Annotated in this window: 9 protein-coding genes; 5 read left to right on the top strand and 4 right to left on the bottom strand. The window is 67.5% G+C overall.

What is annotated here, in order from left to right; translation table 11 throughout:
* A partial coding sequence (locus LAO51_17750) for a hypothetical protein (GenBank protein ID MBZ5640585.1) occupies positions 1-1,132 on the bottom strand: 1,132 nt, incomplete at its 3' end.
* A 341-nt stretch (positions 1,133-1,473) separates the two neighbouring features.
* On the opposite strand from LAO51_17750, the gene LAO51_17745 reads away from it, so the two are divergent.
* Positions 1,474-3,279 carry an amidase gene (locus tag LAO51_17745; protein MBZ5640584.1) on the top strand — a complete coding sequence of 602 codons (1,806 nt, stop codon included), beginning with the start codon at positions 1,474-1,476 and terminating at the stop codon, positions 3,277-3,279.
* A gap of 30 nt (positions 3,280-3,309) precedes the next feature.
* Here the strand turns inward: LAO51_17745 and LAO51_17740 are convergent, their stop codons facing one another.
* From LAO51_17740 to LAO51_17730, 3 genes are read right to left on the bottom strand one after another with little or no spacing between them, the layout of a single operon-like run.
* Positions 3,310-4,161 carry a metal ABC transporter permease gene (locus LAO51_17740; GenBank protein ID MBZ5640583.1) on the bottom strand — a complete coding sequence of 284 codons (852 nt, stop codon included), beginning with the start codon at positions 4,159-4,161 and terminating at the stop codon, positions 3,310-3,312.
* On the bottom strand, positions 4,158-5,075 hold the full coding sequence (locus LAO51_17735) for a metal ABC transporter substrate-binding protein (GenBank protein ID MBZ5640582.1): 918 nt from the start codon (positions 5,073-5,075) through the stop codon (positions 4,158-4,160). The genes LAO51_17740 and LAO51_17735 overlap by 4 nt, the downstream gene beginning before the upstream one ends.
* A 10-nt stretch (positions 5,076-5,085) precedes the next feature.
* Positions 5,086-6,333 (bottom strand): hypothetical protein, encoded by a 1,248-nt coding sequence (locus LAO51_17730; GenBank protein ID MBZ5640581.1) that lies wholly within the window; start codon positions 6,331-6,333, stop codon positions 5,086-5,088.
* A 578-nt stretch (positions 6,334-6,911) separates the two neighbouring features.
* Between LAO51_17730 and LAO51_17725 the strand changes: the two genes are divergently transcribed.
* From LAO51_17725 to LAO51_17710, 4 genes are all read left to right on the top strand, one after another.
* A complete protein-coding gene (locus tag LAO51_17725; protein MBZ5640580.1) occupies positions 6,912-7,568 on the top strand; it encodes an HAD family hydrolase in 657 nt (218 codons plus the stop codon).
* Positions 7,569-8,309: 741 nt separating this feature from the next.
* A complete protein-coding gene (locus tag LAO51_17720; protein MBZ5640579.1) occupies positions 8,310-10,652 on the top strand; it encodes a TonB-dependent receptor in 2,343 nt (780 codons plus the stop codon).
* 99 nt (positions 10,653-10,751) lie between these two features.
* Positions 10,752-12,194, top strand: a complete 1,443-nt coding sequence (locus LAO51_17715; protein ID MBZ5640578.1) for a catalase — start codon at positions 10,752-10,754, stop codon at positions 12,192-12,194.
* Positions 12,195-12,305: 111 nt separating this feature from the next.
* The coding region (locus LAO51_17710; GenBank protein MBZ5640577.1) for a hypothetical protein at positions 12,306-12,861 on the top strand (556 nt) is incomplete at its 3' end.

The raw sequence follows: 12,861 nt of genomic DNA, 5'->3' as shown, positions 1-12,861 counted from the left end.
GGGACGCGAGCGTGTCCTGCGCGTCCTGGCCGCGCGGAGAGGAAAACGTCAGCCCTTCCGCTTGGACGGGATAGAACCGGACGTTCTGTGCTGCCGACTCGACGAGCACCTCCTCGTAGGCGCCTTCTGAACCTGCCGTCTCGCCCCAGTGCGACGCAAACGCTCCATTTTCGGAGACTGTGCTTACGGAGCCGCCGCCGACTTTCCCCGCTCTTGAGATGCGGGAAAACACGAAGGCCCCCGGGGGTAGCATCCTCACGAAGTGTTCGCCCGCATTCCGTCTCATGGTGTCGGAAAAATATAGGAACACTTTAGGCGCCTCGACGCCTCCGAGTCGGCGGAGCACACCCGCGATTCTGAGAAAGTCTTCCCGGGCTGCCGCCATCTCGTCTTGGTTGTAACGCTTCGCGAGGAGAACCGCGACGGACGTGACATCCTTCCGGGCCGCGGAGGATGGAGGTCCACCGGCCCGGCGGTCTGCGGCGGCTTCGGCGTCGTTTTGCTCGTCGTGCCCTATGAATGTCCCTCTGCATCTCCCGTCGCCGTCGTCGTCAGTCGAACCATCCTTGTTGTCGATCGCCGACCGGATCTCCTCGACTCGCATTTCCTCCTCGATGGGAGACGGGTCGACCTGGTCGGGATCGTGCTCGAGATCCTCGATCGCCTTGAGGATCTCCTCCGGCCGGGACGTGAACTGTGTGAACACCTTGAGCTTCTTGGCGCTCGATACGACCATGCCGCGGCTCCCATCCAGAATGAGGCGCGAGACCATCTCGCGCACGACGGCAAGTGCGCGTTGTCGCCCTGATGGGGTGAGGTGCCTCTGGTCGAAGTAGAACACGTAGCTTGCGGGTCGAGCCAACGTCGTCGAGGGATCGGCTACACACAAGGGATCGAGATGAAAGTTCTCGATCGACTGCTTACCCACCTGAACCTCGAAATCGGCCGCGGTGAGACGCGATGCGGTTTCGCGCGGTCCCGTGACCGTGATCTCGAGCTGACCCAGGTGCGTGCCTGCCTTCTCGACCAGGCCAAGGTCTTTGGGCTTGTCCTTGACCTCAGCGGCGCAAAGCGCGCTGAGCACGGTCGCCATCGCGACGCATGCCACCAGAGTACGCCTTGCTGTGTACATGGCATCTCCTCCGTTCCAGAGCGCCGCGACGCGAAACGACCATCGTCGCGTGTCTGCGCGGCGACTGGAACGACCGACCCATGCCGTAGTCAGATGTGCTGCTTTTGCCCCCGGTGCGCAGTGCTATTTCGCACGTATCTAATGTACTGCCTTCATCCTACGCTTGGCATGAAGAGCGCGTCAATAGTGCAGTTAGGATGCAGCTGGGCTGATTGCCCGGAAAGCCGTTCTGAACATCGACACCAAGACCGGATTCCGAAGGGCGACACGGACTCGCTCCTGATGTGGCCAGCACACCCCGGCGCGCCCTGCGGTATCCTCGTCCCCTCGAGGAGGGTCCCATGACGGCTCACGGAGATACGGGAACGGCGCCGCGCCGGGACTGGCCGCGGCGCGCGGTGTTGAAGGCGATCTCGGCGGCCGGGATCGGCTCGGCGGTGTTCTCCAGGGCGCTCCTGGCGTTGGCCCAGGGGCCCGCCGGCCCCAAGGTCTCAGCCGAGATGATCCAGCAGGCGGAGTGGATCTCGGGGATCAAGCTGACCGACGACCAGAGGAAGCTGATGCTGGAGGGCGCCGGGCAGCAGCTCGCGGACCTCGCGAAGCTCCGCGCGGTGCCTCTCGACAACGCCGTGCCCCCGGCGATCGTCTTCGATCCCGCTCCCTTCGACGCCGGAGGGGCCGTCGAGCCGCTGGACCTGCCGGAGCAGGAGGAGCCGGATGAGCCGCCGTCATGGGACGAGCTGGCGTTCGCTCCGGTGACGGAGCTGGCGGCGCACGTCCGAAGCCGGCAAGTTTCTTCGGTCGAGCTGACGCGGATGTACCTGGACCGGATCGCCCGGTTCGGACCGAAGCTCCTCTGCACGGTGAGCGTGCTGGAGGATTCCGCGCTGAGGCAGGCCGAGCGGGCGGACCGCGAGATCGCCGCCGGGCGCTACCGCGGTCCGCTCCACGGCATCCCGTGGGGGGTCAAGGACCTCTTCTCGGTCCCGGGAACGAAGACCACGTGGGGCGCCGCCCCGTACAAGGACCAGGTCCGGCCCGAGAAGGCCACGGTGGTCGCCCGCCTGGAGGAGGCCGGCGCGGTGCTCGTCGCCAAGACCAGCGTCGGCGAGCTGGCCTGGGGGGACACCTGGTTCGGCGGGGTCACGAAGAACCCGTACAAGCTCGAGCAGGGATCGAGCGGCTCGTCCGCCGGGTCGGCCGCTTCGACCGCGGCGGGGCTCGTGGGGTTCGCGATCGGCACCGAGACCTGGGGGAGCATCGTCTCCCCCTGCACGCGCTGCGGCGCGACGGGGCTCCGCCCGACGTTCGGCCGGGTCAGCCGGTACGGCGCGATGGCGCTCGCCTGGAGCATGGACAAGGTGGGGACCATCGCCCGCTCGGTGGAGGATTGCGCCATCGCGTTCCACGCGATCCAGGGAGCGGACGGCCTCGATCCGACCGCCGTGGATCGGCCGTTCTCGTGGAGGCCGCGGCGGGACGTCCGGACTCTCAGGGTCGGCGTGGCCCAGTCGCTCTTCGACGAGGACTACGCGAAGGGGACCGAGAAGGACGAGGACAAGCCGGGGCTCCGTGAGTGGCAGGTGATCGACCACGCGACCCTCGACGCCCTGAGGGGGCTGGGGATCGATCTTGCGCCGGTGAAGTTCCCCGACGGCCTCCCGGTCGGCTCCCTGTCGCTCATCCTGTCAGCGGAGGCGGCGGCCGCGTTCGACGAGCTGACCCGCTCGGGGCGGGACGCCCAGCTCGTCCGGCAGGTGGCGGACGCCTGGCCCACCGTCTTCCGTCTCGGCCAGGAGGTTCCCGCGGTGGAGTACCTCCGCGCCAACCGCGTTCGCACCCTGGTGATGCGTGAGATGGCCAAGCTCATGGAGGACGTGGACGTGATCGTCGCGCCGAGCTTCGGCGGCGACGTGCTGCTCCTGACGAACCTGACCGGGCACCCCGCGGTGGTGGTTCCCAACGGCTTCCGCCCGTCCGACGGGACGCCGACGAGCGTCACGTTCGTCGGCCGCCTCTTCGGCGAGTCCCACGCGCTGCAGGTCGCGATGGCGTTCGAGGAGGCGACGGAGTTCCACCTCAAGCGGCCGCCCCGCTTCGCGCCCAGCGAGCCTCCCGAGGAGCCGGAGGGGCACATCAGGAGCTGAGGGCGGACGGGACCCCTGGTCCTGCCGGCGCTAGGCGACCGAAGGCCTCGGAGGCTCGCCATTCCACCTTCCCGCCGCCAGCCGGAGCCCACCGAGGATCAGGAGGGCGCCGCCAAACGTCGCGACGATCGTGGCGCCGGTGGGCAGGTCCAGGATGAAGGAGAGGGCGACCCCCCCGGCTGAGACGGCGGCCCCCATCGTCCAGCCGATGGCGAGGCGCGTCCCCAGCCGGCTGGAGAAGAGCATGGCCGTCACCGAAGGGACGATCAGGAAGCAGAAGACGAGCAACACCCCCGCGATCGCGACCGACGAGGTCACCACGAAGCCGAAGGAGACGTAGAAGAGGAAATCCCAGAACCGGACGTTCCATCCGCGGCGCTCCGCCTCGGCCTGGTCCAGGGAGATCAGGAGGAAGCGCTCCCGGAAGACGTAGTGGAAGATCCCGACCAGCGCGTAGAGAACCGCGGTCTTGATCAGCTCCGGCCAGGTGACCGACAGGATGTTGCCCACCAGCATGTCCTTGAGGTGCTCCGTCTCCTGGGTCGCCTTCGACATGACCAGGATCGCTACTCCGGCCGACACCGCGTAGACGATTCCGATGATCGCCTCCTGCGGGATGCGGGTCTTCCGGTGCACCCTCGTGAACGCGAAGATCGCCGCGCCCAGGAACGTGAATCCGAGGGACCAGACCCAGGCGGCGTTGGAATGGAGGTCGTGCCCCGCGAGGTAAGCGACCGTGGTGCCGAGCGCTGCGATCTGGGCGAGAGACAGGTCGACGAAGATCACCCCGCGCTCCACCACGTGGACGCCGAGGTAGGCGTGGATGCCGGTCAGGATCAGACTGGCGACGAACGCCGGGAGGAGGATCTCCAGGATGGTCATGGGTGTCCCTTCATGGCCGCCACGAACCCGTCGATGTCGTGATCGAACAGCGAGAAGTAATCCTTGATCTCCGGCGCTCCCCCGACCGACGGGTAGAACACCAGCACCTTGGCACCGGTCTTGTCCGCGATGAATCTCGGCGTCTTGAGGTCGAAGTAGGGTTCCACGACGATCACGGAGACCTTGTCGGCCTGGACCAGGTTGATGATCTCCAGGGTGTGGGTGGGGGACGGCGGGATCCCGGGCTTCGGCTCCACGTGGCCCACGATCTCGAGCTTGAAGTGCTTGGCGAAGTTCGGCCACGAGTCGTGGAACGTGACGATCTTGCTCCCGGCATACGGCGCCATCTTCGCCGCCCACTCCTTCTCCTTGGCGGCCAGCTTGGCGTCGAACGTAGCCAGGTTCGCGGCGTAGGACGCGGTCCCGGCCGGATCGAGCTCGGAGAGCTTGGAGGCGATGGCGTGCGCGATGACGCGGCCGTTGTCCGGGTCGGTCCAGTAGTGCGGGTTGCCGTACGGGTGCACGTCCCCCATCGCCCGCGTCACCTGCGTCGTCGGGCGCTGCAGGATGTCGCAGCCGATGGAGGCGTCCAGGTAGCCCGGGGAGCCGGGGTGGATGGCGTCGTTACGGCTCTGGTCGATCAGCGGCGGGAGGTACCCGATCTCCAGCTCGAGCCCCGCCACGATCAGCAGGTTCGCCCGTGACAACTGCAGGATGAACGAGGGCTTCGCGTCCACGAAGTGCGGGTCCTGGTACCCCTTGGCGAGGGCGAATGTCGTGACCCGGTCGCCGCCGACGGACTCGGCGATCGACGCGAAGTCGTCGAGGCTCGTTACGACCCGCACCTTCGCGATCGCGGGGCCGCTCAGGACGACCACGAGCAGCGCTGAAAGAAGGATCTTCGACGGCTTCATGAAGAACTCCTCAGAAGGGATGGGCGCCGTGGGCGCCGATGGCGAACTGGACTTGCAGCAGGACCTCGTCGGCGGTCTCGCCGTCGGCGTACATTCGCCGTCGCAGCTCGCTGCGAAGCTGCGAGAACTCGCTCGGCCAGAAGGTCAGCGTCGCGGCTTCGCCGGTATCGTGGAGCGCGGCGTCGTCCGCATGGTCGGCGCGCTCGTAACGCGCGCCGACGAACCAGCGCTTCGCGAGCTGATAGTCGCCGGAAAGGAACCAGCCGTCCGCGGTCTGCGCGCCCGCCAGCAGGTCCTTGCGGCTCCGGATGAGCTCGCCGCGCAGGGTCACCGAGCGGTACGTCGCGGTCCTCAGCGGCTTCCACCGGAGCGTCGCGTCGATCGCCCCGAGGCGGGTCTTCGAGCTCCCGGTCGAGCCGTTCGGCCCGACGCCGTAGGAGAGGCCGAGGTCCAGGTTCGTCGCCTCGGTCAGATCGCTGAAGATCCGGTAGTGGCCGTTGTAGGAGAGATCGCTCCTCTCCGGGGCTTTGAACAGCTGGCCGTCGATACCGGCGTCCCCGCCGAACACCTGCAAGGTCGCTTCCGAGAACACGTCGCCCGGAAGTGGAATCAGCTTCGCGACCGACAGGCCGGAGCCGATCCACCCCTCCTCGCCGCCGAGGAGGTTCACGAGAGGGAGAGGCTCGTCAGGCCAGGGGAGGACGTGGAGGTGCAGCGAGTTGATCTTGCCGAACGCGGTCCGCATCCGGCCGACCTTCGCGAGAAGGCCCCAGGGCAGGGACGTGAAGCTGGCATACCCCTCCTCGACGTCGACCCCCTCCTCGCCGAACGACAGGAAGACGTCGGCCCGGGCGTAAGGGTCGACGATCGCCTGGAGGCCGACCTCGGACTCGCGAAGGCTCGAGGCGGGTAAGTTCTCCGTGCGGTTCTTGCCGCCGACGCCGAGGTAATTGCCGATCAGGGACACGCTCGGATTGAAGTAGTTGGACGTCTGCGAGGGTGGCGCGGCGGGCGTCGGGGCCGGTGGGACCGGCGGGGCCTCGGGCACCGGGATCGGGGGGCGAGAGCCCTTGAGGGCCGCGACCTCGGCCTCGAGGGCGGCGATCCGCGCCTCGTAGACGCGCTGCATCTCGGCGAGCTTCTTCTCGAGCGAGCCGACGCGGTCGTCGTCGGCGGGCTCCGAGCAATGCGCCGCGCCCGACAGCGCCAGTGCGACGGCGAGCGTCAGCGGGACGACGATCGGGAAACGTGCTCTCATCGTTGGTCATCCTTGTTCGGCACGGGAAACGGTCGGCCGGATCCGTTGGACCGTTCGCCAGGCCCCCGGCGCGATCGCACGCGCGGCCGCCGCGGAGGCCGAGCCGTCCCGAGGGACGGTCGTCGGAGAGCGTCTAGGCCCAGGCGGAGATCGGACGGCAAGTCGGGGGCGCGCGACAGCCGCCGGCGTCGCGGCCAGATGCGCGGTGAGACGCCACCTCCGGAGCCACGGCGCGGCAGGGCTCGGCGGTCATGGGACCGGTCGAGGGCGGAGGCACGACGAGCGAGATCTGCTCGTGAGAGCTTCGGCAGGCGAGGCACGGTCCGGAATCCGACTCGCGATGGTGAGGATCGGCGTCGAGCACGGGCGAAGCGCTCGCCCGGCGCGGAAGGCCGTGGTGGTGGACGACTCCGGCGACCGCGAAGAAGACGAGGGCAACCGCCACGAGGACGGCACCGGGCCGGTGTATTCGTCGCGGGTCGCGCGGCCTGCTCAAGCTATACGTTCTCCGTAATCTCTGAAGCTACCCCGGGTCCCGCGCCCTGTCAAACCAGGCTCTCCCGTACAATGGGCGGCCCATGGCGCGAGACCCGCAACGACGAGAGATCCCCCGGCCGCCCGCCGCGGTCCTGTTCGACATGGACGGCGTGCTGGTCGACACGTTCGACGCGTGGGTGGCGGTGGTGGACGAGTGCCGGCTCCGGAGGGGCATGGCGCCGGTCGGACCGGAAGGGATCCGGGCCTGCTGGGGCCAGGGGCTCAAGGCCGACTGCGAGACGCTGTTTCCCGGAGAGTCGCCGGAGGTGCTGGCCCGGGAGTACGACGAGGGGTTCGAGCGCCACCTGCCGAAGGTGCGGGGGGAAGAGGGAGTCGCCGGGACGGTCCGCGCGCTCCGGGCGGCGGGAATCGGGACAGCGGTCGTGACGAACAGCCCGTCCGCTCTGGCGCGACGCATCCTGCGCCTGCTCGACCTCGAGGATGCGTTCGACGCGGTCGCCGGCGGAGAGGAGGTGCCGCGGGGCAAGCCCGACCCCGACCTCGTGGTGCTGGCCCTCGAGCGCCTCCGGTGCGCACCAACGCGCGCCGTGCTGGTGGGGGACACCCTCCTCGACCTCGAGGCGTCGCGCGCCGCGCGGGTGGCCTTCGTCGGTTACCGGCTCGATGGGGGGGACGCCCGGATCGAGCGCCTGCCGGAGCTTCTTTCGCTCCTCCTTCGGACGGGTCCGCCGGCCTGATTCCCGCGCCGCGATCGGCCCGGCGAGGTGAGGCAACGGTTTGCAGCCGTTTGGGCTTCGGCGTAGGATTCTCCGATTTCGAGGAGGCCGAAGATGATTCGTGATGGGACTTCGCATCTTCGCCGGCGCCTCATGTTGGGGTTCCTCGCGGCCTGGATGGCGGCGTTTGCCGTCGCTTCCTCGGTGCACAACCACGGTCTGCCGGGACCCACGGCGCTGCGCGCCACACAGCAGCCTTCGGGTGGGGAGCACTCGCGAGAGGATTCGTGCCTCGCGTGTCTCGCTTCCCACGTCCCCGTTCCGGTTCCTGAGAACTCGATCCCTCTCTCGGGTCCGAGCGAGGCCCAGGGGATCGTCTCGACCGAACGGTTCCTACCGGTTCTCGTCGCATCCTTCCTTCCCTGCCCGTCCCGAGCCCCACCTACCTCCTGCGGCATCGCGGCGTAGCCCGATTCCCCTATCGGGCCTGTCCCACGTGTGCGTGGGGCAGGCAGACGCCATGGTCTGACGGCGTCTCGTTCGCCTGAGCGAGCGCTCCGTGCGCTCGGGTGTCCCTGCCTCTTCGAGCAGGGCTCCTGCTCGCAGGCTCAGGCGGCTACCGCTTTCGTTCGCCGGCCGAGTACGAGCCGTACATCGAGGTATCTCATGTCGCGATCCTCAGTGGTCATCCGTTCCTTTGCGATCGTTCTCTGCGTCTTTGCCCTTGCGGCGTTGCTCCCTCGCTCTCGGGCCGAAGGAGGCGTGGGCCCCATCCGCGGCAAGGTGGTCCGCCCCGATGGGCAAGGCGTCGGGGGCGTGGCCCTCGAGCTTCGCAACTCCATCACGGGGTTTCGAGCCAACGCGACCGCGGGCGCCGATGGGAGCTTCCGGTTCCTGAACGTTCCCTTCAACCCGTACCGGCTGCAAGCCAAGGTGCCGGGTTTCCAGCCGATCGACCTCTCGGTGGAGATCCGGTCCCCGATCGGCCTCGATCTGAAGGTCGAGCTCACCCCCGCGCTGACCGAATCCGTCACGGTCAAGGCCGTGGCCGACGTGACCCAGCTCGAGACCAACACTTCGATGAGCCACATCGACATCGACAAGTCGTACATCGCCACCGCGCCCGCAACCGTCGCATCCCGCGCCATGGAGCAGATCATCACCTCCACCCCCGGATTCGCCAAGGACGAGAACGGCCGGTACCACTTCCAGGGGGCTCACAGCCAGAACGAGTACGTCGTCGACGGTCAGACGATCTCCGATCAGACCGGGGTGACGTTCTCGAACTCCATCGATCCGGGAATCGCGCAATCGATCGAGGTGGTCTACGGGAACGTCCCGGCTGAGTTCGGCGAGAAGATCGGCGCCGTGATCAACCTCGCGACCCGGTCGGGCCTCGGCGCCGGCCCGGTCAAGGGAGAGGTGCTCGCGGGCGTCTCCCGGTTCGGCACGTACGAGGGGGGCCTCTCGACGACCTACGGCACCGAGAAGTTCGGGCTCTTCGCGTCCGTCGACGGATCGAAGTCGGACCGGTTCCTCGATCCGGTCAATCCCGGCAATCTGAACAACCACGGGGACACCGCGCGCGGCTTCCTGCGCCTCGATTGGGCACCGACGGCCGACGACTCGTTCCGGCTCACCGCCCTCCTGGGACAGACGCATCGGGGGGTCCCCAACACCTTCACCCAGGAAGCCGCCGGCCAAGACGAGCGCGTCCGCACGAACGATCAGAATCTCAACTTCGGCTGGCAGCACGTCATGTCCGGCTCGCGACTCTTCGACGTAGCCGTGTTCGGGAGGTTCGCGTCGTTTCGGCTCGATCCGTCCGCGGGCGACACCCCCGTGACGGCGACCTCGGACCGCTCCCTGGACAACTACGGCATCCAACCGACGTTCACCTGGACCGTGGGCGGTCACGAGTTCAAGGTGGGAGGGGTCTACAAGCGGATCCCGATCGACGAGAGGTTCGATTTCGGGCTGACGGATCCGACCCTGAACGATCCCGAGTCGCCGGACTACAACCCCGACCTCGCCCCCTACGATCTCACCCGCGGGGGGGCGGAGTTCAGGTTCCACCAGACGCGAACGGGCACCTACTATGCCGGATTCGTCCAGGACGACATCCACGTCGCGCATTTCACCGCCAACCTCGGGCTCCGCTACGACCACAACGACCTTCCGGTCACGGACGCGCAGCTCGAGCCGAGGATCGGCTTCGCGTATTACGTCAAACGGACCGGTACGGTCCTGCGGGCCTCCTACAACCGTGTGCTGTTCACCCCGGAGTACGAGAACATCCTGCTCAGCTCCTCGTCCCAGGCGGCTCAAATCGTCCCCCCGGCCGTGCAGCAGTCGGGAGGGCTCGGCGGCGGCGTCCTCCCGGTGCGCTCCGAGCGGCAGAGCGCCTACGACGCGGGATTCCAGCAGCGGCTCGGCTCGAAGCTGCGCTTCGACCTCGACTTCTGGAAACGGCGATCGAAGTTCGCGGGGGATCAGGATCAGTTCCTGAACACTGGAGCTGTCTTCCCCCTGGCGTTCCAGGGGGGCGATCTCCATGGATGGAACGCCAGGCTGGATCTGGCCCAGGTCGCCGGCTTCCGCGGATTCATGTCGCTTGGGCACACGCGGGCGATCTACGTCGCGCCGCCCGTCGGCGGCCTGTTCCTCGACCAGGGGGCGCTCGACAGCCTGGCGGGCGGACCGTTCCTGATCGACCACGATCAGGACCTACAGCTCCAGAGCGCCGTCACCTACGACATTGCGGAGAGCGGGTTCTGGGTCGGAGCCAACGTCCGCTACGACTCGGGGCTCGTCACCGACGCCGACCCGGAGAGCCTCCTGGCGGATCCGGACAATGCCTTCGCGGCGCCTTACGTCGAGGTCCACAGCGGGGGGGACTTCGACCCCAACCGGATCAAGGCGCGAACGGTCTGGGATTTCTCCGCGGGGGTCGATCTCGAGAAACACAAGATCCCGCTCTCGATCCAGGTGGATCTTCTGAACGCCTTCGACGAGAAGGGGGTCTACAACATCCTCTCGGTGTTCGGAGGGACGCACGTGATTCCCCCGCGGACGGTCGCGGCGCGCGTGCGCTACCGGTTCTAGCCAGCCTCGACGCCTGACTGGAACCTTGTTCGTCTCCATTGCAATCCAGACGTCGCCACGGACGAAACAACGTACAATGCACCCCTGAAAGGACACCCCATGAAGAAGAAAAATGGTAAGCAGCTGACGACGTCGGCCGGCATCCCGGTCGGCGACAACCAGAACGCATTGACGGCCGGCCCGCGTGGCCCGTTGCTCGTTCAGGACTGGCAGCTCTTCGAGAAGCACGCCCACTTCAACCGCGAGCGCATCCCCGAGCGGGTCGTCCACGCCAAGGGCTCGGGCGCCTACGGCGTCTTCACGTGCAAGAAGGACATGACGCGCTACACGAAGGCGTCGATCTTCCGCGCCGCCGGCAAGAAGACGGAGTGCTTCGTGCGGTTCTCGACGGTCGCGGGCGAGCGCGGCGCCGCCGATGCCGAGCGCGACGTCCGCGGCTTCGCCATGAAGTTCTACACCGACGAGGGGAATTGGGATCTCGTCGGCAACAACACGCCCGTCTTCTTCGTCCGCGACCCGTACAAGTTCCCGGACTTCATCCACACGCAAAAGCGCGACCCCGCGACCAACCTCCGCAGCCCGATCGCCATGTGGGACTTCTGGTCGCTCTCGCCCGAGAGCCTGCACCAGGTGACGATCCTCTTCTCGGATCGCGGGTTGCCCAAGAGCTACCGCCACATGAACGGCTACGGCAGCCACACGTACAGCTTCATCAACAGCGCCAACGAGCGATTCTGGGTGAAATTCCACTTCAAGACGATGCAGGGGATCGCCTGCCTGACCGACGAGGAGTCGGCGCGCCTGATCAGCGAGGACCGGGAGAGCCACCAGCGCGACCTCTACGCCGCCATCGGGAGGAAGGACTTCCCGAAGTGGCGATTGATGGTCCAGGTCATGCCCGAGGCTGCCGCCGAGAAGGCCTCGTTCAATCCGTTCGACCTCACCAAGGTGTGGCCGCACGCCGACTACCCGCTGATCGAAGTCGGGGTCATGGAGCTCAATCGTAACCCCGGGAACTACTTCTCCGAGGTGGAGCAGTCCGCCTTCTCGCCGGCGAACGTCGTGCCGGGCATCGGACACAGCCCGGACAAGATGCTCCAGTTCCGTATCGTCTCGTACGCGGACGCGCACCGCTACCGGCTGGGCGTCAACTACGATAGCCTGCCGGTGAACCGGCCTCGGTGCGAAGTCGACACCTACCATCGCGACGGCGCCATGCGCTTCGACGACAACGGCGGCGGCTCGGTGAACTACGAGCCCAACAGCTTCGGCGGACCGGCGGAGGATCCCCGGTTCAAGGAGCCGCCGCTCCACGTCGGCGGAGAAGCCGACCGCTACGATCATCGGAAGGGGAACGATGACTACACGCAGGCGGGGCAGCTCTACCGCCTGCTGCCGCCGGCGGAGAAGGAGCGACTGCACCGGGCGATGGCGGGCGCGATGCGTGGGGTTCCCGCCGAGATCATCCGACGCCAGCTCGCGCACCTCGAGAAGGCGGATCCGGCCTATGCCAAGGGGGTGCGGGCGGCGCTGAAGTCGTAACGCCCGCCGGAGCCGCCGGAGCGAGAGCGCCCTCGAGGCGCGGGATCGGATTTGCGCGGGGGATGTCACGGGTTTCGCCGTATGTCTTAGCGAGGTGGAGGATCGTCGCCGGTGAAGTGCGCGATCGGCTTCTTGCGGACGGGACTGCTGCTGCTCGCGGCGCTTGTGCCGGCCGCCGCGCGGGCCGACACGTACGACACCGCCACCCTCGTGAACGTCACGACCGCCGGCAAGGAGGACGTCCAGTTCCTCTACGACCGGCACATCGACATCGTGGGGGTGCGGGGGGACGTGGTCAAGGCCCTGGTCACCGCCGAGCAGCTCGAGGTGCTCTCCGAAAGCGGCCTCAAGGTCGAGATCCTCTACGCGGAGATGCAGGAGGACCGCCAGCGCTGGACGGAGGCCTCGGCGTCGTACACCTCGGCGACCAGCTACTACACCCCCTCCAGGTTCGACACCGTGAATCCTCCCGCCGGCAGCCTCATGGAGCATCTCCTCGAGCAGCACGACGCCCACCCCGACATCACGCGCCTCCACAACCTCGGCGCGAGCCAGGACGGGGCCTACGACATCATCGCGATGGAGGTCTCGAAGAACCCCGACGTCGTCGAGGCCGAGCCCAAGATCCGCATCTACGCGAACATCCACGGCGACGAGAAGGGCGGGG

The organism is Terriglobia bacterium (assembly GCA_020073205.1).
Taxonomy (GTDB): Bacteria; Acidobacteriota; Polarisedimenticolia; order Polarisedimenticolales; family JAIQFR01; genus JAIQFR01.
This window is presented reverse-complemented; position numbering and strand designations above follow the sequence as displayed.